Source organism: Myxococcales bacterium, assembly GCA_016703425.1.
Taxonomy (GTDB): Bacteria; Myxococcota_A; Polyangia; order Polyangiales; family Polyangiaceae; genus JADJCA01.
This window is the reverse complement of sequence record JADJCA010000008.1, coordinates 306,532-327,988: the sequence shown is the minus strand read 5'-3', so window position 1 is coordinate 327,988 and position 21,457 is coordinate 306,532. Positions and strand designations below refer to the sequence as shown.

General features: G+C 66.4%; 18 protein-coding genes. 13 read left to right on the top strand and 5 right to left on the bottom strand.

Features of this window, described 5'->3' with window-relative positions; translation table 11 throughout:
• Positions 1 to 4: 4 nt before the first annotated feature.
• From tssJ to tssC, 8 genes are all read left to right on the top strand, one after another.
• Positions 5 to 619: a type VI secretion system lipoprotein TssJ gene (tssJ, locus tag IPG50_16410; protein ID MBK6693772.1), complete on the top strand. Its 615-nt coding sequence runs from the start codon at positions 5 to 7 to the stop codon at positions 617 to 619.
• The gene (gene tssK / locus IPG50_16405) at positions 616 to 1,974 is read left to right on the top strand and encodes a type VI secretion system baseplate subunit TssK (GenBank protein MBK6693771.1); all 1,359 of its coding nucleotides are present in this window, start codon (positions 616 to 618) and stop codon (positions 1,972 to 1,974) included. Before tssJ ends, tssK begins: the two co-directional genes overlap by 4 nt.
• The gene (locus IPG50_16400) at positions 1,971 to 2,666 is read left to right on the top strand and encodes a DotU family type IV/VI secretion system protein (protein MBK6693770.1); all 696 of its coding nucleotides are present in this window, start codon (positions 1,971 to 1,973) and stop codon (positions 2,664 to 2,666) included. Before tssK ends, IPG50_16400 begins: the two co-directional genes overlap by 4 nt.
• Positions 2,663 to 6,322, top strand: coding sequence for a type VI secretion system membrane subunit TssM (tssM, locus tag IPG50_16395; GenBank protein ID MBK6693769.1), 3,660 nt, complete (start codon positions 2,663 to 2,665; stop codon positions 6,320 to 6,322). The genes IPG50_16400 and tssM overlap by 4 nt, the downstream gene beginning before the upstream one ends.
• Positions 6,323 to 6,327: 5 nt before the next feature.
• Entirely contained in the window at positions 6,328 to 7,305 is a 978-nt protein-coding gene (gene tagF, locus IPG50_16390; protein ID MBK6693768.1) for a type VI secretion system-associated protein TagF, read from the top strand.
• Positions 7,305 to 8,939: a type VI secretion system domain-containing protein gene (locus IPG50_16385; GenBank protein MBK6693767.1), complete on the top strand. Its 1,635-nt coding sequence runs from the start codon at positions 7,305 to 7,307 to the stop codon at positions 8,937 to 8,939. Before tagF ends, IPG50_16385 begins: the two co-directional genes overlap by 1 nt.
• A 90-nt stretch (positions 8,940 to 9,029) precedes the next feature.
• A complete protein-coding gene (gene tssB / locus IPG50_16380) occupies positions 9,030 to 9,524 on the top strand; it encodes a type VI secretion system contractile sheath small subunit (GenBank protein ID MBK6693766.1) in 495 nt (164 codons plus the stop codon).
• A 2-nt stretch (positions 9,525 to 9,526) separates the two neighbouring features.
• A complete protein-coding gene (tssC, locus tag IPG50_16375; protein ID MBK6693765.1) occupies positions 9,527 to 11,005 on the top strand; it encodes a type VI secretion system contractile sheath large subunit in 1,479 nt (492 codons plus the stop codon).
• A gap of 100 nt (positions 11,006 to 11,105) precedes the next feature.
• On the opposite strand, the gene IPG50_16370 is transcribed toward tssC, so the two are convergent.
• Complete coding sequence (locus IPG50_16370; GenBank protein MBK6693764.1) at positions 11,106 to 11,660, bottom strand: hypothetical protein; 555 nt, start codon at positions 11,658 to 11,660, stop codon at positions 11,106 to 11,108.
• A 99-nt stretch (positions 11,661 to 11,759) separates the two neighbouring features.
• Here IPG50_16370 and IPG50_16365 point away from each other — a divergent pair, with 99 nt between their 5' ends.
• The 4 genes from IPG50_16365 (at position 11,760) to IPG50_16350 (ending at position 16,455) form a co-directional block, all read left to right on the top strand.
• The gene (locus IPG50_16365) at positions 11,760 to 12,401 is read left to right on the top strand and encodes a hypothetical protein (protein MBK6693763.1); all 642 of its coding nucleotides are present in this window, start codon (positions 11,760 to 11,762) and stop codon (positions 12,399 to 12,401) included.
• A gap of 108 nt (positions 12,402 to 12,509) precedes the next feature.
• On the top strand, positions 12,510 to 14,288 hold the full coding sequence (gene tssF, locus IPG50_16360; protein ID MBK6693762.1) for a type VI secretion system baseplate subunit TssF: 1,779 nt from the start codon (positions 12,510 to 12,512) through the stop codon (positions 14,286 to 14,288).
• Positions 14,289 to 14,301: 13 nt separating this feature from the next.
• Positions 14,302 to 15,366 (top strand): type VI secretion system baseplate subunit TssG, encoded by a 1,065-nt coding sequence (gene tssG, locus IPG50_16355; GenBank protein MBK6693761.1) that lies wholly within the window; start codon positions 14,302 to 14,304, stop codon positions 15,364 to 15,366.
• Between the two features lie 87 nt (positions 15,367 to 15,453).
• Complete coding sequence (locus IPG50_16350; protein ID MBK6693760.1) at positions 15,454 to 16,455, top strand: hypothetical protein; 1,002 nt, start codon at positions 15,454 to 15,456, stop codon at positions 16,453 to 16,455.
• Between the two features lie 34 nt (positions 16,456 to 16,489).
• Here IPG50_16350 and IPG50_16345 read toward each other — a convergent pair whose 3' ends face one another.
• The 4 genes from IPG50_16345 to IPG50_16330 form a co-directional block, all read right to left on the bottom strand.
• Entirely contained in the window at positions 16,490 to 17,524 is a 1,035-nt protein-coding gene (locus IPG50_16345) for a hypothetical protein (protein MBK6693759.1), read from the bottom strand.
• Between the two features lie 372 nt (positions 17,525 to 17,896).
• Complete coding sequence (locus IPG50_16340) at positions 17,897 to 18,382, bottom strand: hypothetical protein (protein ID MBK6693758.1); 486 nt, start codon at positions 18,380 to 18,382, stop codon at positions 17,897 to 17,899.
• On the bottom strand, positions 18,382 to 19,254 hold the full coding sequence (locus IPG50_16335; GenBank protein ID MBK6693757.1) for an MBL fold metallo-hydrolase: 873 nt from the start codon (positions 19,252 to 19,254) through the stop codon (positions 18,382 to 18,384). The genes IPG50_16340 and IPG50_16335 overlap by 1 nt, the downstream gene beginning before the upstream one ends.
• 20 nt (positions 19,255 to 19,274) lie before the next feature.
• The gene (locus tag IPG50_16330; protein ID MBK6693756.1) at positions 19,275 to 20,099 is read right to left on the bottom strand and encodes a sulfurtransferase; all 825 of its coding nucleotides are present in this window, start codon (positions 20,097 to 20,099) and stop codon (positions 19,275 to 19,277) included.
• 138 nt (positions 20,100 to 20,237) lie between these two features.
• Between IPG50_16330 and IPG50_16325 the strand changes: the two genes are divergently transcribed.
• Positions 20,238 to 21,422, top strand: a complete 1,185-nt coding sequence (locus tag IPG50_16325; protein ID MBK6693755.1) for a hypothetical protein — start codon at positions 20,238 to 20,240, stop codon at positions 21,420 to 21,422.
• Positions 21,423 to 21,457: the final 35 nt, after the last annotated feature.

Below are 21,457 nucleotides of genomic sequence, written 5' to 3'. Positions count from 1 at the left end.
CCTCGTGACCGTCGCCGTGGGAGCGACCGCGTTCGCGTGCACGACGACGCCACCACCGGCCGCGAAGGCGGCGCCCGACCGGTGCAAGTTTCAGGTCGTCGACATGACGATCCTCGGCTCCCGGCGCCTCAATCCCACGGAGACGGGCGAGGCTCGTCCGGTGCAGCTTCGCATCTACCAATCGAAGAGCGACGCCCGCTTCAACTTCGCGGAGTTCGAGGACATCTGGAAGAAGGACCAGAAGACCCTCGGTGACGACTACGTCTCGATGCAGGAGATCACGGTCTACCCGGAGTCGCGCGCCGACGTCCGCTTCGAGCGAGACGAAGCGGCCCTCAACATCGTGGCCATGGGACTCTTCCGCAACCCGAGCGGGCGAACCTGGTGGACGAGCTTCGACCTCCCGCCGCCGCCAGGGAAGGGCGAGTGCGGCGCCGATTGTCCCGACGGCCAGTGCGATGGCGGCAGCAACCTGAACCCGCACTACGTCGTGTGGCTCGACGGCACTCGCATCGACGACGGCGCCGATCACCTCGACGACTACCCCGAGGGGCGCTGGCCGCGCCAGTCGAGCGCCAAGCTCTCTCCAGCGAAGGCCGCGGAAAAGGCCGAAAAATGAAGCCGCGCAAGCTTCTCTGGAACGAGGGGCTGTTCGTTACGCAGCACCACTTTCAGCAGCTCGATCGTTACCACGAGACGCTGCTCACAGAGCGCGTGCGCGCGACCAATCGCTACGATTGGGGCGTCGTCGACATCGAGATCGATGAGCGCGCGCTCGCGACCGGGGCCCTTCGCGTGACGAGGCTCGTTGGGATCCTTCCCGACGGGACGCCCATCGCCTGTGGCGACGGCTTCGACGACATCATTCCGCCCCGCCCGCTCGAGTCGGCTTTTGGTCCGCAGGTGAAGCAGCTCGACGTGTTTATCGCGCTGCCCGACGAGGTCGACAACGCGCCGAACCTCGACCCCGACCCGAAGCAGCTCGTGACGTCGCGCTACATTCGCGGTGACGCGTCCGTGCTCGACTACAACACGGGCACCACGGAGCAGCCCATGAGCTGGGCGCGGCGCACCGTGCGCCTCCTCTTCGGCGAAGAGCACCAGGAGGCCATGGTCGTCATGCGCATCGGGCAGGTGATGCGCGGCCCGACGGGCGCGATGTCGCTTCGCACCGACGTCATTCCGCCGGTCTTGCGTATCGGCGCCTCGACGATGCTGATGACCGGCTTCAGTCGGCTCCTCTCGCGCATGACGGGCAAGCAACGGGCGCTCGCCGAGACCCGCAAGCAGCGGACCGAAGCGGCCGTCGAGTTCTTGGCCAGCGACGCGACGAAATTCTGGCTCTTGAACGCGCTGAACCTCTGGATCCCGGTCTTCTCGCACCTCGTGGAGGAGGGGCGGCACCATCCGAGCGATGCGTACGTGTCCCTCGGGCAGCTGATTGGGCAGCTCTGCACGTTCGCCGTCGACGGCGACCCGTCGGCGATCCCGCGCTTCGACTACCTGGAGCTCGGTGACGTCTTCCGCAAGCTCTTCGACCGAGCCGAGTTTCTCCTCGAGGCGGTCATCGCGGAGAAGTACACAGAGATCGAGCTGAAGAAGCGCGAAGACGGCATGTACCTGGGGAATTTGCCCGATCCGAGCATTCTTCAGCACGAGTTCTTCGTCGGCGCGCAGGGCTCCATCGGCGAGACGGCGCTGCGGGACAAGCTCCCGCGATTGTCGAAAATTGCGTCTTGGAACCAGATTTCCTCGATTCTGAACTCCGCCGTGAACGGAGCTAAGCTCGAACTCGAATACAGACCGCCGGGGGCGCTGCCGGTGCGGGGCGGCATGGTCTTCTTCCGGGTGCAAAAGACCCCAGAATTTTGGTCAGACATCGTGACCACGGGCACCATTGCACTTTACCAGCCCATCGAGCCCTCCGCCGTGACCCTCACCCTCTACGCCGTTGATCCTTCGAGCCTGAAATGACGTTGAGCAAGTCGGACAGCATGTACTTCGCCTGCGCCGACGTCTTGGCGTTGGGCAACCAGCTCGCGACGCGGCGCGATCTTCCGCCACCGGACGAGCTTCAGCGCCGTGTATCGGCGATGCTCGAGACGATGACGCGGCGCTGCCGCGAGGCGCAGATCCCCGATAGCGACATCGAAGAAGCGAAATACGCGGTCGTCGCGCTCATCGATGAGCAGATCTTCCGGTCGCCCTGGCCGGGGCGTCAGCAGTGGCTCGCGCGCCCGCTGCAGTTCGTCTACTACAACGAGAACACCGCCGGCGAAGGCTTCTTCCAGCGGCTCGAGCGGCTGCAAGTGCAGCCCGATCGTCGCCACGTCCTCGAGGTCTACTTCCTCTGCCTCGCGCTGGGCTTCCAGGGCAAATACGCCGTGCGCGGCGGCGATGGCCTGCTCGGGCTCTCGGAGCACGTCGGCTCCCAGCTCGCGGCGAGCCTCCCCGGCTCCGACGTCATCAGCCCCCGCGGAGAAGCGCCCGAGACGGTGCGCGGCGGGCGGAAACAAAACATGCCCATCGTCGCCGTCGGCTTGGGCTTCTTCGCCTTCACCGTCGTGATCTTCATGTTCCTCAAAGCCTTCCTCTGGTTCGGAACGCAGAGCGCGGCCAGCACGATGACCAAAGCGGCACCGGTGGTGCCAGCAGGGAAGCCATGATCTGGTTCTGGCTCCTCGCCCTCTTCATCGTCCTCGGCACGTGGGTCGGCGGGTTCTTCCTCGGCTGGGCCCTGTGGCTGAAGATCGTCCTTACGGTCGTCGCCGCACTCATCGTCGGCGGCGCGTACGTCGGACGCATGCTGCGCAATCGCATGCGCGACAAAGCGCTCGAACGCGAGTTGCTGAAGCAAGCCGAGCAGCAAGCCATCAACGCGCGCCCCGATCGACGCGCGGAGATCGCGCAGCTCCAGGTTCAGTTCCAACGCGGCCTCCAGGCGCTGCGCCAGAGCCGCCTTGGCAGCGGCAAGACGACGGCCCTCTACGCGCTGCCTTGGTACATGCTCGTGGGCCCGCCCGGCGCCGGTAAAACCACCGCGCTTCGCCACTCGGGCTTGCCGTTCCCGGTCCTCGACGGTGACGGCAAAGGCCTCCGCGGCATCGGCGGCACGCGCAACTGCGATTGGTGGTTCACCAACGACGCGATCCTCCTCGACACCGCCGGCCGCTACACGACCGAGTCTGACGACCACGACGAGTGGACGTCGTTCCTCGATCTGCTCAAGAAATTCCGCCCTAGCAAGCCCATCAACGGGGTTCTGGTCGGCATCAGCATCACCGACATCCTGGAGTCGAACGAGGAACAGATCGACGCCTACGCGCGCAAGATTCGTTCGCGCGTCGACGAGGTCATGAGCCGCCTGCAGATGGTGGTGCCCGTCTACGTCGTCTTCACGAAGGTCGACTTGATCGACGGGTTCTCCGAGTTCTGGGCCGATCTTCGGAAGAGCGAACGCTCGCAGATGTGGGGCATGACGTTTCCCCTCGCGGCCGCGCCCGACCGTGACGCGGCCAAAGCTTTCCAGGAAGAATTCGAGCGCCTCGTTTCCACGTTGCACGCGCGCTCCGTTCGCCGGCTCGCGCAAGAGCGAAATCCCGACGCGCGCGCCAAAATCTTCCAGTTTCCGGCCGAATTTCGCGCCATCGAGTCGAGCGTCGCCGAGTTTCTGAACGCCCTCTTTCAGAAGAACCAGTTCAGCGAGACGCCCATCTTCCGCGGCGTGTACTTCACGAGCGGCACGCAAGAGGGCCGCCCGCTCTCTCGCATCGTGTCGGGCATGCTTCGGGCCTTCAACCTCAGCCCCGCGAGCGTCGGTCCGGACACGCAGCCCCAAACGGAAGCGAAGAGCTACTTTCTCACAGACGTCTTCCGTCGCGTCGTGTTCCCGGATCAGGACGTCGCCGCCCGCACGGAAGGCGAGCTCCGCCGGCAGCTGATTCAACGGATCGGCTTCGCCGCCGCCGCGTTCCTTCTGGCGATGATGGTCTTGCTCCCGTCGTCGTGCACGTTCATGAAGAACCGCGAGCTGGTCGCGACCGCGGAGCTCCTCGCCGCCGAGGCCGGCAAGGTCAACTGGGCCGAGACCAACGTCGGCGTCGTCGACAAGGCGAAGAAGCTCGACGAGATGCGCAACCAGTTGAAGCAGCTCGACGATTGGCGTCGCGACGGCGCGCCCATCGCCTACCGCTGGGGCATGTACGCCGGCGACAACCTCTACGAGCCGCTCCGCACGGTCTACGTCGCCAACTTGCAGACGGCCTTTGCGCTGCCCAGCAAGGCGCGTCTCGAGGACGAGCTGCGCGCCGTGGGCGACAGCTCCACGCTCACGACGGACCAATACAACACGCACTTCAACCGTCTCCGCGCGTACCTCGAGATGTGCGACATCGAGCACCTCGAGCTCGAGTGGGAGCCGAGCGCCCTGACCGAGGCGTGGGGGCGCGCGCTCGGCGCGAACCAGAAGGCCGACAAAGAGGTCTTGAAGGGGCACGTCGCCTACTACGTCGAACTCACCAAGCGGAAGGAGATCCCGCTTTGGCATTGCGACGCGAACCTGGTGAACCGCGTGCGCTCCATCTTGCGCCGCCTCTCGCAGGCCGATCGCGACTACAGCGCCCTCGTTCGTGACGCCAACGAGAACGTCGCTCCGATCACGCGCGACACCGTGTTCCTCAACACGGCCTTCGGCTCCTACATCACCTCGAAGAGCCGCCCCGAGGTCCTGGTGCCGGGCGCATTCACGAAGCTCGGCTGGGAGCTCTACGTCCGGGGTCGCCTCGGCAAAGACCGCGCGAAGCAGCTCGCGGCCGACCGCTGGGTCCTCGGTGAGAACCAGGCCATCAGCGTGGAGCAGATGGAGAAGCTGCTCGCCGACGTACGCGACCGTTACTTCACCAACTTCTCCCGCGCCTGGGCTGAGTTCATTCGGGACCTCGACGTGCGCAAGCCCGACAGCAACCAGACGGCGCTTGAGGAGCTGTCGGCGCTGAGCGAAGTGCCGTGGCCCTACCTGCGACTGACGCGCGTCCTCGGCGAGAACGTCTTGCTTGAAGAGGCGAAGACGGATCAGGTGGCGTCGGCCGTCACGAACATCGCCAAAGGCGAGCTCAAGGAGGCCATCACGCAGAACGAGACCGTGGGCCGGCTCGGACTCGTGGACGCGGGCCTCGTCCCCCTTCCCGGTGCGCCCGCGAAGCGCTGGGTCTCGCCGCCCGAGGCGGCCTTCGAGCCGATGCTCAAGTTCGGTCTGCCGTCGGTGGCGCCGGGCCAAACCAACGTCGAGCCCGCGGCAGGAGCCCAGACGGCGACGCGCCTCGGTCACTACCAAGATCGCATCGTCTCCAAGCTTGTGGCCGTCTTGACGGACCTCCGCGACTCAAAGGGCAGGGGCGTCGACGGCAAGAGCGTCACGTCGGCCTTCGAGGACGCCATCCGCGGCACCAACGAGCTTCTGACCGGGTCGCAAAGTGGCTTCACGCGCCCCTTGCTCTCGCCGCTGCTCCTAAACCCCATCGAGCTCGCCTATGGCGGCTCGCTCCACGATGTGGCCGGCGCAGCCGGTGGCAACTGGGAGCTCGACGTGTGGAAGAAGTGGCACGAGCGTATGGAGGACGGCTACCCGTTCACCGACACGTGGAAGGACGTGGCGCTCGCCTACTACTCCGAGTTCTTCAAGCCTAAAGGCCTCCTCTTCGACTTCTACGAGAAGAACCTCCGAGGCCAACTCGAGCTGCAAGGCGCGCACTTCGTCCCGACGACGCGCTTCAACCAGGCCATCGGCTTCACGGGGCCGTTCCTCAAGTGTTACGACCGAGGCCTCGAGTTCCAGAAGGCCACCTTCGCCGACGGCGGAGAGGAGCCCGGCGTCGACTTCGAGATCAACCTTCACTCGGTGAGCGACAACATCGCCGAGGTTACCTTCGAGATCGACGGCGCGAACCGCACCTACAAGAACGAGCCGGAGCAGTGGCTCAGCGTGCGCTGGCCCGCGAAAGACAAGGCCATCTCGGGTGGCAAAGTCCGCGTGCGTGGCTACAGCGGCTTGGTGGAGGAGATCGGACGCCCGGGCGAGTGGGGGCTCTTCCGCCTCCTCGACTCGGCCACCAAGATCGAGCAGGGCACGCTCGGCGGCAAGGTCGGCGCGACGCCTACGATGGTCGTCACGTGGAACCTCCGTTCGCAGGCGGCCGTCGTGAAGATGGACCTCCGGCCGTCGAAGCGCGACAGCGTCTTTCCGCCGTACGTGACGAAGAAGGAGCGCATGTTCCGCAACTACGATTGCCCGCGGGTGCTCTCTCGAGGCGTCAGGGGGCGGTAGGCGTCTTGGACAACACGCCCCCGAGCTCGCCGCTCTCATCGCGATACGCCGTCGGGGCCTTCGGCAAGGTGCCGAAAATCGGCGATTTCGTTAGGGCGGGCCTGACCAACGAGGCGACGCGAGCCTTCGAGGAGTGGCTTCACCAAGGGGTCACGTACGCCCACGAGAAGCGCGGCTCGACGTGGAAGGCGCCCTTTCTCGCGGGGAGCATCTACGCGTTCGTGGTGCAGGTGCCGCTGGGACCCGACCGCAGCCGCGGTGTCGCCGGTGTCCTCAAGCCGAGCCAGGACTCGGTGGGTCGAGCGTTCCCGCTGGCCATCTTTGCTCCCCTGAGCGTCGACATGGGGCCGCAGCTCTTGCTCCACGCGCTCGGAGGTTTCCTCGACGAAGCCGTTGTCGCCATCGATGCGGCGTCGCGTGCGACGTCGGCGGCGGAGGTCGACGCTGCGCTCCCCGGCACCGTCGCCATCGCCGACGCGACTCCGTTGTCTTGGCACTACGAGTCGTGGACGAGGGCTACGCGGCTCGCGGACTCGTGGCGTGAGATCTACGGGAGCGATGACGTGGGCCACCCGGCGCGTGCGCTCTACACGCTCGTGGAGATGGCGCGGCCGGTCCGCGAAGGGAAGGTCGCCAGCGTCTCTTTGGGCGCGCGATTTCCCGTAGGCACGCTCGGCGTCAACGCGGCGGCGCTGTGGCTCGATCTCGCCCGATGCGCCTTTCGCGCGACGACGCCCCCGAGCTTCTTTTGGTTCTTTGACGGACAGAAGGGCGACGTCTTCCTCCAGCTGGGCCGCCCCTCGGGCTCGACCTTTGCCGAACTCTGGTGCCCCGACCCGAGGAGCGAGACGATCAGCGATCTTCGCGCCTCCGCGCCACAGGGCGACCTCATCGCGTCGCTCCCGCCTTCGCTCCAGGCGGTCCTCTTGCGCGGCGACGCTTCGGTGTCTGACCTCATGCAAGCGCTGTGGTTCGGGGCCTGATGTCACTCAGGGAGGAACTCGACGCACGGCACGCCCCGCTCCTCGCGCCACTGTCACCGGCGCCCGGTGGGCGCGACATGTCGTTCGATCCTAGCTTCGAGGCGGCGAAGGCCGAGATCGACAAGCTCACGAGCGTCAGCGGCGGCAAGCCCAATTGGACGGGCATCATCGAGGGGACGTCGCGGCTCCTTACGAACGACACCAAGGACTTCCGGTTGGTGATCTGGTGGGCGCTGGCGACCGTTCAGCAACGCCCGACGCCAGCGTTTGCCGACCTCGCCGCCGCAGCCCACCTGGTCCTCGGCATGGTCCACGCGCACTGGACGACGGCCTTCCCCGATGTGAAGAGGAGCCGCGGTCGCGCGAACCTCTACGCGTGGCTTACCGAGCAGATTGACCCGCTCTTCGACGGCCGCGAAGTCGTCGCCGAGGAGCGTGAAGCGGTCGTCCTGAGCCAATCGCTCTTAGAAGAGCTCGATGCCGCGTTGGCGGAGCGCCTTGGCGAGAGTCACCCAGGCCCCGGTCGGCTGCGCGGCTCTATGAACAGGTTCGTGCGGGCGTTGCCGGCCGACGCGCCTCCACAACCGCCGCCCCCCGCACCGGCGCCCGTCGGGGAGCCGCGGCGCGGCGCAACCGCCGAGACGCACGCGTACGCGGATGACCCCCAAGAGGGCGGTGGCGGCGACCGCGCGTCTACGCCGGCACCATCTGTCATGGTCGTTCGCGTCGAGCAGGATCCGTTTGCTCCGCCAGCGCTTCTTGCGGCCGCCCCGACCAGCGCCGATGAGGCGCGCGGGGCCTTGGATACGGTGACGCCGCTTTTGTTCGACGTCGCCGATCTCCTTCGCGCCGACGCGCCTGATGACCCGACGGCCTATCGCGTCTCGCGTCTCGCGGCGCGGCTCCTGCCGGCGGCCCTTGGCAACGTGGATGACGTCCGGCCCCCCGAAGGGGCGGCGGTTACCGAGCTCGGCGAAGCGCTCAGCCGCGAGGACTGGGCGGCCGTCGTCGAGGTCGGCGAACGCTTGCTTCGCGCGAGCCCGTCGTGGCTCGAGCTCCACTACACGCTCTCGACGGCGCTGGCTCAGCTCGGCCGCGACGATGCACGCAAAGAGGCCGACCGCGGCGCCCGGGAGATCCTGGCGCGTTTCGACGGGCAGCCGGAACCGCGGTTCTTCATTATCCCCTACGCAACGGAGGCGTCGCGCAAGTGGCTGCACCCGCCGGCGCCGCGGGCGCGAGCGGTTCCAGCGGAAGGGGGTAACGAGGAGGCGGCTCCACCGCCTTCGGTGGCGCAGCACGTCGAAACGTTGGGCGACGCCGTGAAGGTGGCCAACCGTGCCGGCAGTGGCCGGGAGCGCTTTCGCGGCATGCTCCAGGCCGGGACCATGGCCATCGAACAGGGCCAATTTCAGCTGGCCCGTGCCGTGCTTGAGAGTCTCCTCGATGTTGTTGGCAGGCACCAACTCGAGGAATGGGACCCGGCCCTGTGTGCGTCCTTGTATCAGCTTCTCATTCAGGCACTCCGCGGCCAAGGTGGCGAGAACCCGGACCAAGGTGCCCGCGAGGCGCAACTCTTCGACAAACTCTGCCGCATTGACCCCGAGGCCGCCCTTGCCCTGACCCAAAGGTGACCAGATCGATGGCAACGGGGTACACTCTGCAAACCACATCCTTGAGCGGCAATTGGTTGCCGCGTCGTGACACGAAGTGAAGGAGAGCCCATGGCGAAGGAAGGTTCCGTCGCGCCCCGAGAGCGCATCAACATCCGCTACAAGCCGGCCACCGGTAACGCGAAGGAGGACGTAGAGCTCCCCCTCAAGATGTTGTTCATCGGGGACTACACGGGCCGCCCCGATCCGCGGCCGGTGGAGGATCGAAAGCCGATCAACATCGACAAGGACAACTTCAATCAGGTGCTCGGCGAGCAAGACCTCGGTTTGCACATCAGCGTACCTGACGTCCTCTCAGGCGAGCCCGGCAGCTCGCTCGACGTGAAGCTCAAGTTCAAGTCACTCGCCGATTTCGGTCCCGAACGCGTAGCGGAGCAGGTGCCCGAGCTCAAGAAGCTCCTCGAGCTTCGCCAGGCCATCACGGCGCTGAAGGGCCCGCTCGGGAACGTGCCCGCGTTCAAGCGCAAGATTGAGGCGCTCCTCAAAGATGACGCCGCCCGCGACAAGCTCATCGCAGAGCTTGGGCTCTCGAAGGACGGAGGCTGATCATGGCGGAACAACAACGCAGCGGCGGCGCGCCCGCATCGGTCGAGGAGGAGTCGCTCCTCGATGCCATCATTGGCGAGACGAAGCTCAAGCCCAATGACGAGGGCTATGAGGTCACGCGTCGTGGCGTGCAGGCGTTCATTACGGAGCTTCTGACGCCAACCCGCGGCCAGAAGAAGGTCGACCGAGCCTTCGCCGACAGTCTCATCGCCGAGATCGACGCTCGCATCTCCAAGCAGCTCGATCTCGTCCTCCATGATCCGGCGTTCCAGCAACTCGAGTCCGCGTGGCGCGGACTCAAGTTTGTCGTCGATCGCACGGACTTCCGCGAGAACATCAAGTGCGAGCTCCTCAACTGCTCCAAAGACGACCTCATGATGGACTTCGAGGACGCTCCGGAGATCATGAAGAGCGGCTTCTACAAGACCGTGTACACCGCGGAGTACGGTCAGTTCGGTGGCAAGCCCTACGGCGCCATCATCAGCAATTACGATTTCGGCCCGGGGCCACAAGACATCGCCTTGCTCCAGCAGTGTGCGGCTGTGGGGGCCATGGCCCATGCGCCATTCATGGCCGCTGCAAGTTCGAAGTTCTTTGGGACAGAGAACTACCTCTCGCTGCCCAACCTCAAGGACCTTCGTGCCTTGATGGAAGGCCCCCAATACGCGAAGTGGCAGTCTTTCCGTGAATCGGAGGACTCGCGCTACGTCGGGCTCCTCATGCCGCGCTTCTTGCTCCGGCTCCCCTATGGGGAGGCGAGCAACAAGGTGCGCTCCTTCAACTATGAGGAGCAGTCCGTCGGCGATCACAACGCCTACCTCTGGGGCAATGCCACCTTCGCGTTTGCCACGCGGCTTGCCGACAGCTTCGGCAAGTATCGTTGGTGCCCCAACATCATCGGCCCGCAATCAGGCGGAACGGTCGAAGACCTTCCACTGCACCAGTATGAAGCGATGGGGGAAATTCAGACCAAGATCCCCACCGAGGTGATGATCAGCGAACGTCGCGAGTACGAACTCTCGGAAGAGGGCTTCATCGCCCTGACCTTCCGCAAGGATTCGGACAACGCCTGCTTCTTCTCAGCGAACAGCTGCCAAAAGCCGAAGTACTTCGGCCAGTCGGCGGAAGGCCGCGAGGCTGAGATGAACTATCGCCTCGGCACCCAGCTGCCGTACCTATTCCTTACGACTCGCGTGGCACACTTTCTCAAGGTCCTTCAGCGCGAGGAGATTGGCTCCTGGAAGGAGCGAGGCGACCTCGAGGATCAGCTCAACACTTGGTTGGGCCAGTATGTCGTCGGCATGGACAACGTTTCGTCGGAGATTCGTTCGACGCATTCGTTTCGCGAGGCCAAGATCCTCGTTGAGGACGTCGAGGGCAACGCCGGTTGGTACAAGGTGGACATGAAGCTGCGGCCCCACTTCAAATACATGGGCGCCTTCTTCACGCTCAGCCTCGTAGGCAAGCTCGACAAGGCCTAGGTGCACACCCACCCGGGGCGGCGTTGGGGATGTTCCCCTGCGGCCGCCCCGTGTGCCTCTTTCGAAACGGAGCGCCGGTGCCCGGACCCGCGGCGAGCGGTCAGAGCTCGGTGTAGCCGCCGGGGATCACGAACGTGTCGTCGCGTCCCGCCGCCGTCAGCACGCCCCAGCACGCGAGCTGTGTTTTGGCGGCGAAAGCAGTGAGCTGCTGCTCCGAGCCGATGGGGGCGAGCACGGCGAGGTTCGAGCGGTGCACGCCCCACGAGCCGGGGCCGTGTTCGAGGATCGCTTGGTGCAAGTCGCGGCCCGCCTCCTGGGCCGTCGGCAAGACGGCGACGCGAAGGCGCACGGGAATCTCTCCGCCGCCGTTGACGACGTCGACGTAGACGAGGTCGGCTCGCGCTCGCGTGCGACGAACCTCGTAGCCGCGTGCCTGGAGAAAGCGCATCAAGGACGATTCGTCGAGCACCGTGTATTCGGGACGCATCTCCGCGACGCCTTGGCAGACCTCGGGCTTGATGCGCAGCTCCGGCAAGGAGCCCTCGGCGACGACCTTCGGGGACGCCTCCGGCGTGGTGAGGTACGCGGACTTCGGACCAGTGGTGCAGCCAACGGAGAGCACGCAGAGAGCCGCCAGAGTGAAGTGCGTTGCCATGAGACCTCGATGAGGGTCATAGCGGAGGCGAAAAGGACGCGCGAATTTTCTGTCGCAACTTCTTGGGCCAATAGCGTGCGCCGACCTACGCTAGAAACCATGCAGCGCGTCTCTCAGACCGGCCTCGGCGTCGCCCTCGCGCTCATGGCTTGTGCCGGATGCTCTACGGCGCCGGAGCCCCTCGCGTTCCAGAATAAGGTCTTCTACCAATACGACGAACTCGCCGGCCAACTGAGCCAGTTCGAGCGTCGCTACCCGCAACTCGACCACGCGGAAGAGCCGCCCAATCCCCAGTACATCGGGGTCTGCGTCTTCGATGGAGGTGCGTGCTTCCCGAGGCCCAAGAACTGGCTCGTGAGGCGTGCCGGCCTCGAGCCCGAGCGGCGCTTCATCGAATACGTCTCGCCAGCGGAGTACATCTTCTCGATCTACGAGCGCGTGGAGTCGCCGCAAGACCCGTGGCGTGAGGTGCTCGCTCGATACGAGGAAGATCAGGCCGCCCTCGGGGCGAAGATCATCGGCGGCCGCGTGCCGATTGCGACCTGGAACGCTCAGGGTCGCGGCTACGTGCTGAGACGCACCGTGCCGGGCACCAAGGGGCCGTACGAGAACGTGAGCCACGAGTTTCTCGCGCGCAGCAGCATGCGCATCGCACTCGTTCAGATCGTGCACCAGACGCCGAACATCGAGCCGGTGACCGGCGAGCTGCTCCGAGTCGTCAACCGATTCGAGCTCTACTGAGTCGCAAGGACCGCCTTGGTCGCGGGCGGTCGGCGCGGCGTCGCCAGGCAGCCGAGCGGACGTGTCGTCCGTTTGCACCGGGACGTCGCGCTTCGCTATCGTGAGCCGTTGTCTTCATTCAATCAGTACTTCAAGGACGAGCTCGCGTACCTGCGGGAGTTGGGCCGCGAGTTCTCGCAGGCCTACCCCATGCTCGCCCCGATGCTCGCTGACCGGGGTGGCGATCCGGACGTTGAACGCTTGTTGGAGGGGGTCGCGTTCCTTACGGGACGCCTTCGGCAGAAGCTGGACGATGAGCTTCCCGAAATCGTCGTTGGCGTAGCGACGCTGCTCTTTCCCCACCTCCTTCGCCCGTTGCCGGCCTGTTCAATCCTCGAGTTCTCCCCGCTCATGACCGGTGCTCGCGATCGCACCGTAGTCCCCGCGTTCGCCGAGTTTTCAAGCGTCGACGTGAACGGCGTCGCCTGCCGATTCCGGAGCACCACCGCTACCGAGATTTCGCCCGTCGCCATTGCCGACGTCCGCCTCGAGTCCATCCCGCACGGCAAACAGGAGCTAAAGCTGTCCCTTGACGCGGCCGTCGGGGTCCCGCCCCGCGATAGCCTGCCGGAGAGCCTGCGGCTGCACTTCCCGGGGGAGGGCTACGAGGCTCTGCGGCTCTGGTCGTGGGTGTTGGAGCGCACCGACGATGTGCTGCTGCGAGCGGTGGGCCCTGACGGTCGCATTCGGGGCGAAGTCTCGCTCGGCAAACGCTCCCTCAAGGTTCGGAGCTTCGACGCCGACCAGTCGCTGTTACCCATGGGGAGCTCCACGTTTCACGGCTTCCGATTGCTCGAGGAGTACTACGTCCTGCCCGAGAAATTTGCCTTCGTCGACATCGACGGAGTCCGCGAGGCTGCCGGCGCACTCGGCATGGAGTCGCCGCACGGCCTGGTTCTCGCGTTGCGATTCGATCGACGCCTCGTGGACGCAGCACCGGTGACGAAGGATAGCGTGAAGCTTCACTGCGTCCCGATCGTCAACGTGTTTCAGACGAGCGCAGAGCCGGTTCGCTTGGCGGTGGGGCGTGAACGTTTCCGCGTCAAGCCGACCGGTCTCTCGGTGCGTGCCGGCGAGGTCTACTCGATCGAGCGAGTCACCACGATCCTTCGGCACAGTGGAAAGCGAGTCGAACTGCCGTGCTTCTATGACTTCAGTCACTCGGGGGCCGCGGACTCGAGCGGCATTTTTTACACTCCACACTACGCTCCGAGCGTCGTTGGCGATGGCGTGGATCTGACCGTGTCTTTCGGTTCAGCCTCCCAAGCGAATCTCTTGCCGGATGCTGATGTCGCGTCGCTGGACTTGCTGGCCACGAATCGGAGTCACGCCAATGCGCTCCGGGCCGGCGAGATTCGCGTGGCGACGGGAACCTCACCCATCGGTGTCTCCTTCCGAAACCTGTTCGCCGTGAGGCCGCATGTGTCGCCCCCGTTTGGTCGTGAGCTTCACTGGCGAGTGGTTGCGCATGCGGCCATGGGCATTCGTGCCCTTACCGAGCTGGACGTGTTGCGCTCCGTGCTCGACGTTTACAACCTCCATGCCATCGTGGACCGGCAGGCGGCTCGCGCCGGCGAGCTGCGCATGGCGGCCCTGAAGGACATCCGCCTCAAGCCGTCCGAGAGGCTTCTTCGCGGGGTGCCTGTTCGAGGCATCGACATCGAGGTCGATGCTGAGGAGACTGGCTTCCAGGGAGACGGCGACCTCTACCTCTTCGGTTCGGTGCTCGAGCGGTTCTTTGGCCACTACGTTTCCCTCAACTCCTTCTCGCGCATGACCCTGAGCGGCCTCACCACGAAGCAGAAGTACGTGTGGCCTGCGCGGAGCGGTTCGGTGACCCTCCTATGAAGGGCCGGGTCTAGTGGAGCCACGGCGCCCCTACGACGAGACGGAGAATCCTGAGACGGAGGAGCAGCTGACGCGCCTGCTCGAGACGAACGGCCATCGCTTCGCCTTCTTTCAGGTGGTGCGCATCCTCGAGCACCTAAACCCCGGCGCTGCGCCGATCGGAGAGCGGGGGCCGCTCGTCAACGAGGCCGTTCGCTTCCGGCACGACCCGAGCCTCGGATTCCCCGCGGGGGACGTGTCGAAGGTGCGCCCCCGCGTTGCACGCCACGGCCTGGTCTTCGCGGAGGTCACCAGCACGTTCCTCGGACTCTTCGGCGCGAACTCGCCCCTGCCAACGACGATGTCGGAGGACGTCCTCAAGAACGAGGACGACAGCGGCAGCCTTCGAGCCTTCTACGACATCTTCCATCACCGCCTCATCAGCCTCTTCTACCGCGCGTGGAAGAAGACCCGGATGTACGCGTCCCATCGCGCCGACGGCTCCGATCGGCTCACGCAGCGGGTGCTCTCCTTCGTGGGGGTCGACGGCTTTGGCGCGACGCCCAATCTAGGCATTCCGCCGATTGACCTCCTGGCCCTCGCGCCACTGCTCGCCGTTCGCACCCGGTCGGCTCGCACCCTCGAGACGGTCCTCACGCGCGTCTTTCCCGGCATCGCCGTCGGCGTCGAGAGCTTCCTCGAGCGACGCGTCATGCTCAGCGACGACCAGCGGGCGCAGCTCGGGCTCCGCAACGGCACCCTCGGGACGAACTTCACCATTGGTCGCTCGGTCGTTGACCGGACGGGGCGCTTCGGCGTGCAGGTCGGCCCCGTGGACTACGAGCTCTTCGAGGCGCTTTTGCCTGGCGGGAAGCATCACACGAAGCTCCGCGAGGTTGTGCAGCAGTTCACGCGCGGTGTCCTCGAGGCCGAGGTCGAGCTGCTCCTCAAGGACGATCAGACGCCCCGCTTCCAGCTCGGCGAGCGCGGCGCCCAGCTCGGGGTCACGACGACCTTGCGGAGCGCCGAGGGCAAGGCCCTCAAGGCCAAATTTGTGCTCAGTGACAACGCGGAGGAGGCCCGCGCGACGATGTCGTAAGGGCCGCCAGTGGTGCTGCCGTCGCGCCTTCTTGCCGTGCCGCCCGAAAGTGGGCCGATTCCAGGTCCGCGACCTACGATGACCGCGATGGACGCAAAGTGTGGGGCCCTCGTCGGGTCGTCGGTCGCTCTCGTGGCCGCGCTCTCTGGTTTCGGCTGCAGCAGCGTGGCCCAGCCGGCGCGAAACGAAGACGTCGCGCGGCAGAACGCGCCGGTCCCGGCGTGCATCATGCCCATGCCCGTGCGCCCGACGTCGCGTGGCACGGTGAAGCGCCTTCGCGACCTTCAGTATTGGGAGCTCGTCTTTCCGTCCTACGATGCGGCGAACCGCAAGCTCCCGGAGGACGCGCTAGCGTGCACCGGTAAGGCGGTCTTCAAGGACCCGATCCTCGAGGGCGGCACCAGCGATCGCGGCTGGCCTCGCACCATCGAGGAGCCCGACGTCCTCGTCGGCTCCGGCGGCGATCGTCTCAAGGTTGTCTGGTTCCGCACGCACACGTTCAAAGACGGAGCGACCGGTGGCGCCATCGCGCTCGTGCGGTCTCTCGACGAAAACGCAGAGGCCTACGCCGTAGGCGCCTACAAAGCCACGACGCCCAAGCCCTACCTCGGAATGGAGCGCATGGGGCCCGAGGTCGTCATTACGGCGCAAGACGATCAATGCCTCGCGGTACCCAAGGGCCCCTGCGAGACGCGCATGACGGTGCTCGTTCCGCGCAACGGCGTGCTCAAGCCGATGGCGTCGTTCCTCTTGCAGAAGCGCGACTTCGTCAATGGCAGCGAACCTGGTGCGCCGGGGCGCATCGAGTATCGCCTGACAGCCTCGCCTAAGTTCAGCGAGGAAGGCATCAAGCTCTACGAGCAAGTCCTCGCCATCGATGAAGGCGGTCGCGAGCTCCGTCGCGCCGAGCTCGAGCGGATGTACAAGGTGGCGGGTCGTGATCTCTCCGAGAGCGAAGGGTCGCTGTGGCCGCGCATTTTTCCGCACAAAGACGTGCCGGCACCGGCTGGTGGCAAGGGCGGCGCGAAGATCACCGTGCTCTCGTCGAAAGAGGCGGCGCGCGCCGCGAAGGCGATGCTCGAAGACTGAGGCGTCGGGAGCTTGGTCGTGTCAGGCGTCTTCGCTACGGCAGCGCCTTGATCCAGCGATAGACGGCCGTGGTGCCTTCTAGGTCGCCGATCTTGGTTCCGAGCGGTGGCATGGCCCACGACTCTCGGAAGGCCATGCGCACGAAGAGCTGACTCTCGTCGGGCGCGCCGGGAACGATGAGTTGATTGATGTCTGGCGGGACGATGTGCCTCGCCACGACGCCGACGCTCTTCATGGCGCCGGTGTCGCTTGCGAGCTTGTCGGTCGTCTTGAGGGCCAGCCGCAAGGGCGACTGGTTGTGCAGACCCGTGTGCTCGTTGTGGCAGTGGCCGCAGTTCGCGTGGAGGTAGCCGAAGGCGGCGCGCTCGACGTCGTTGCCCGGCACTTCGAATTCACCGGACGGGGGCGCCGATAGCAAGCCGTCGGCGACGAACTTGGACAAGAGCCCGGCGCCGCCGTTCGAGAGTTGAATGGCAGAGACGCCCAAGACCGCGCTGTGTCCGCCGGCGTGGCACTTGCGGCAGTCGAGCTGCGACGGGACGTCGTGGTTGGTGCCGGCTGCCTTGGCCACGCCGAGGAGCGACGCGTCGGCATCGGAGCCGTCGGCGCGCCAGACGTACGCCATCATCCACCACTCGTCGTCGGGAAGCTTTTCGAGCAAGCGGGTCTCGATGAGACGACCTTCCACCCAAAACTCTTTCCAGACCTTGGTGCCCGCCGGGAACTTCCAAACGTCCATGTCGGTCGTGTCGATGGTGGCACCGGGCGGCAGCGCCAAGAACCGCTTCTTCTCCTCGCCGTCGCTGAAGAGCGCGAAGCGCGGCACAAACTCGCGAACGCCGCTCGCGAGCTTCTTCGTCGCGACGTCGTCGTAGAGGCCTGATGCGGAGAGGAGCTGCGGGCCCGTCGGCGGCGGCGTATCGGGCACGACCGCGGGACGCTGCTTGGCGCCGGCGTCGGGCACAGGCACCGACGAGGCGGCCTGCCCGGGGCCGGCCGCCTCCGAGCAGCCCGCCACGAGCGTCAGGGCCAGGAAGGCCTTCAGCGCGCCATGGCTAGAGCTTCGCATGGCCATGCGGTAGCACGCGGCGGGAGAAGCGTCATGGCGCCAGCGCGCCCCGCTCAAACTCGCTCACGAATTCCTGCCCCGTCCGACAGCCAGAGATGCTTAGGTCGTAGGCCCCGGAGTCGAACCAGGACGGTCACCACTCACCCGTAAAGGCGCCGCGCCCGCGGCCTTTTTGGTGGTGCCTACGACGATGACTTCCCATGCACAGCTCGGACCAGGCTCAAGCGTTCGCATTGTCGCGGAAGTTGGCCAACTTTCGCGCGCCGCGCCGCCGCTTTTGCGCCGGCCCCATGGCGCCCGCGTCACGGAGCCGGCGGTCGCCACTCCGCGGACTTTGGATACACGCGGCCGTCGCTCATGGGAGCGCCGCTGTCACGGGCACTGCCACCGCGCCTCGGCTTTCGCCTGACCTCGAAACGGCGCCCGGCACACGTCGACGTTCGCGAGGCCCACGAAGAGTGCGCACTGCGCGTCGCCCACACGTCCCCGCGCCGCGCACTCGCGCTTTGCCCAGTCGTCGAGGAGACCCCGCGACGGCGCCGAGTGTTTCGTGCCGGTTGTCTTCTCGAGGCCACTCGTCTCCAGGCATGCCTCAAAGAACGCAGCGGCACCCGGCTCGCGGGGCTCGTTCATGCGGTCCATCGCGAGGACGGCCCCGTCGAAACACTCGCTCGCGGAGCGCTTGGGCACCGCGAAGGCGCGCCCCTCGGCCTCGCCGCGCGTGAGCACGGCCTTCATCTCGTCTTTTCCGCGAAAGGCGACAAATCCGCCGAATGCGACGAGCGCGATGGGGAGCGCGAAGAAGAGCGGGGTGAAGAGTCCGCCGCCGAAGAGGCCCTTGTCGTCTTCGTCCGCCATCAGTGGCTCCAGTCGATGCTCTTCTGGCTGCCCTCAGCCATGAAGCGGCCGTCCTTCTCGACGACGCGCGAGGCCGCCGCTCCGCGATCGTGCGTGTAGAAGACCCACTCGGAGCCCGCCACGATGCGCGTCAAGAGGCGGGTCTTCTCCTCGATGAGCAGCTCCGGGAAGCGGTCGTAGCCCATGGTGATGGGCAGGTGGACCCACGGCAGGCCCGGCACCAGATCGCCGAGGAAGGTGATGGGCCCCCTTGGGCCGTCGTAGACCGTGGAGAGAAGCAGACCCGGCGTATGCCCTTCGGAAAGGAAGAACGTGTAGCCCGCGCCGAGCGTGGCGCTCGTCGCGGCGTCGCCTTCTTCTCGGACGAGTTCGAGGCGCCCGGTCGCTTCGAGGAGTCCCGTGAGCTCGGGGATGAACGACGCGCGGTCGCGCACGTGCGGGGCCTTGGCGCGCTCCCAGGCGCGAGCGCCCACCACGTAGGTCGCCTTGGGAAACACGAGCTCGAGCGCCTTGCCGGGTGCGTAGGCGGAGAGCAGGCCGCCGGCGTGATCGAAGTGAAGGTGGCTGAGGACGAGCACGTCGATGTCTTTCGGCGTGAGACCTTGCTCCTTGAGCGAGCGAACGAGGACGTGCTCCTCTTCGATCACGCCGAACCGCTCCTTCATCTTCGGATCGAAGAACGCGCCGATGCCCGCCTCGAAGAGCACGTTGCGGCCCGATGTCTCCGTGACGAGCATGGCGCGGCACGCGAAGTCGATGCGGTTCTTCTCGTCGGGCGCGGCCCAGCGCTCCCAAAGCGCCTTCGGACAGTTGCCGAACATGGCGCCACCGTCGAGTCGTTGCGTGTTGCCTTCGAGGGATCGGATCCGCATGGGGTGCCCTCTATAGCATTTCAGCGATCGCCGAGCGCCACCGGGAGGCGGTCGTCGCGTGCCCAATCGCTGTAGCTGCCCTCGTAGATAAGAGCCGCGAACCCCGCACGCTCGAGGGCCAGGACGTCGAGGCACGCCGTCACGCCGGAGCCGCAATAGACGACGATGTCGTCGGCCGCGCCGGCGCCGAGCGAGCGGAAGTACGCCTCCAGCTCGCTCTTGGACTTGAGGCCCGTCGTGCCGTCGGCCTTCGTCACCAGGAGATCCGCGAAGGGCGCGTTCACGGCCGAAGGAATGTGTCCGGGCCGCGCGTCGACGGGCTCCGTGTCGCCGCGGTAGCGCTCGCGCGCGCGCGCGTCGAGCAGGAGCGTGCGGCCCACGCCGCCGCCGAGCGCGAGTCGCTCCACGAAGGCCTTGTCGACGACGTCGCTTCGCTGGGGCGCGGCGAGGCTGAGCGCTTGGGGCTCAAAGCTGGGCCCGTCGGTGGATACAGGTCCGCCGGCGGCGACCCACGCGGGAAAGCCTCCGTCGAGGATCGACACGCGCTCGTGTCCGTAGCGGCGCAAGAGGAACCAAACGCGCGCGGCGATGGCGCCGCCGGCGTCGTCGTAGGCCACCACGTGGGTGGTCGCGTCGACGCCGATGGCCCCGAAGACGCGTTCGAGCTGAGCTCGCTCCGGCATCGGGTGTCGGCCCGGGCCCGACGGCGCTGAGAGGTCCACGTCGAGGTCCAAGAAGGCGGCTCCCTCTACGTGCCCTGCCGCGTACGCGTCGCGGCCACGTTTGCTGAGCGACCAACGGACATCGACGACGCGAAGGTCGGACCAGGGTCGAGGACGTGCCATCAGCCATGGTGCCGTGACGACCGGGTCGGTGGGCGAAGTCATGCGTTGGAAGGTACCGCGGCCACGGCTCGGGCCAAAAGGTCGATCCCGCTGGCCGGCGAACGCTATAACGGTCCTCGGTCGCTCGGCGACCTTCCTATGCGGTACCTGTACGGAGACTCGGCGCCGTTTCCTCACGGATACGATTTCCTCGCGACGCTTCAGCGGTTCTTGGAGGAGGCGGCGCGGACCGTCTCGCTGACCAGCGAAATGGCTGCGCTCGTCGAGGCGCGCGTCGCGTCGGAGCGCACGCGCGTTCGTGCGCTGGCCGACCTCGAGGCCCTCCACGCGACGCTCGTCGCCGACCTCGAAGCCGGAGCGATGCGCCTCGCCGGCGAGCTAGCCCCGGACTACGCGGGGCGAATCCGCGATGAGGCGGGCCGCGCCGTGGAGGCTGCCCGCGCTCACGCCGGGCAACGCGAAGACCACGAACGTCGCGCCCTCGAGACCGAGCTCGCGCAACGTCACGAGCTGGCTCGCCAAGCGCTCGAGGGGTTCTTCCTCTCCGCGAGGATGCCGATCCTCGCCGCCACCATTCGCATGGACCTCGAGGGCCAGAGCCCGCGCATGAGCGCCGAGCTCGTTCACGAAGGCGGGATCGTCGCCGCCGTCACGCTCGCTGCGAGCCGCGCTCACGATTGGGTCGCGCCGCGTCGCGCCGGTGACTTCGCGCCCGAGCTTTCGATGCTCATTGGCCTCAAGAAGGGCCTCTTCCGCCGCGGCGACGAGCCGGAAGCCGTGCGCCTCGACGACTTCATTCTGGGCGGTTTCGTCCTCGGCGAGGACACCGCAGAGATTCGATTGCGTCGTCGCGCGACGGAGCCTGACGCCTACGTGTTCGAGGCGCGACTCCAAGAGGAAGGCCGCCTCGTGGCCCACGTGACGCGCGCCCTCGAGGCCGCGGAGCACGCGGGCCCGGTCGAGCTCGAAGAAGCGGACCGGAGGAAGGTTCTCCAGTTCTGGGAGCGCTTGCGCAGCGCGGTCGAAGGGCCGCTCGACCAGCGATCGGCGCTCACGGCGCTGATGCTCGACGGTGAAAACGTCTTCGACTCGGGGCAATACGGTGAGCTCCTCGCGCGCGTGGTGCGGTCCCTCGCGCACACGATGACCGAGGTGTCGCGTCGGAGCCCCAACAAGGAAGAGCTCTCCCTCAAGCGAGAGTCCGACGCTGGCGCGCGCGAGGAGCTCTACGTGAAGAAGAAGGATCTCCTCGTGGCCCTCGCGGGCCTGACGCTCGAGCAACGAACGCTGTTCGCTCCGCTCGGCCTCGGCGTCGCCGAGTAGCAAGGAGGCGGCGAACGCGACTCGAGAGCGCGCCC

Bases quoted from the DNA above. Each gene is read 5' to 3' on its own strand.
- tssK (MBK6693771.1), top strand. From the start codon at position 616: ATGAAGCCGCGCAAGCTTCTCTGGAACGAGGGGCTGTTCGTTACGCAG.
- IPG50_16400 (MBK6693770.1), top strand. From the start codon at position 1,971: ATGACGTTGAGCAAGTCGGACAGCATGTACTTCGCCTGCGCCGACGTC.
- tssM (MBK6693769.1), top strand. From the start codon at position 2,663: ATGATCTGGTTCTGGCTCCTCGCCCTCTTCATCGTCCTCGGCACGTGG.
- IPG50_16385 (MBK6693767.1), top strand. From the start codon at position 7,305: ATGTCACTCAGGGAGGAACTCGACGCACGGCACGCCCCGCTCCTCGCG.
- tssB (MBK6693766.1), top strand. From the start codon at position 9,030: ATGGCGAAGGAAGGTTCCGTCGCGCCCCGAGAGCGCATCAACATCCGC.
- tssC (MBK6693765.1), top strand. From the start codon at position 9,527: ATGGCGGAACAACAACGCAGCGGCGGCGCGCCCGCATCGGTCGAGGAG.
- IPG50_16370 (MBK6693764.1), bottom strand. From the start codon at position 11,660: ATGGCAACGCACTTCACTCTGGCGGCTCTCTGCGTGCTCTCCGTTGGC.
- IPG50_16365 (MBK6693763.1), top strand. From the start codon at position 11,760: ATGCAGCGCGTCTCTCAGACCGGCCTCGGCGTCGCCCTCGCGCTCATG.
- IPG50_16350 (MBK6693760.1), top strand. From the start codon at position 15,454: ATGGACGCAAAGTGTGGGGCCCTCGTCGGGTCGTCGGTCGCTCTCGTG.
- IPG50_16345 (MBK6693759.1), bottom strand. From the start codon at position 17,524: ATGCGAAGCTCTAGCCATGGCGCGCTGAAGGCCTTCCTGGCCCTGACG.
- IPG50_16340 (MBK6693758.1), bottom strand. From the start codon at position 18,382: ATGGCGGACGAAGACGACAAGGGCCTCTTCGGCGGCGGACTCTTCACC.
- IPG50_16335 (MBK6693757.1), bottom strand. From the start codon at position 19,254: ATGCGGATCCGATCCCTCGAAGGCAACACGCAACGACTCGACGGTGGC.
- IPG50_16330 (MBK6693756.1), bottom strand. From the start codon at position 20,099: ATGGCACGTCCTCGACCCTGGTCCGACCTTCGCGTCGTCGATGTCCGT.
- IPG50_16325 (MBK6693755.1), top strand. From the start codon at position 20,238: ATGCGGTACCTGTACGGAGACTCGGCGCCGTTTCCTCACGGATACGAT.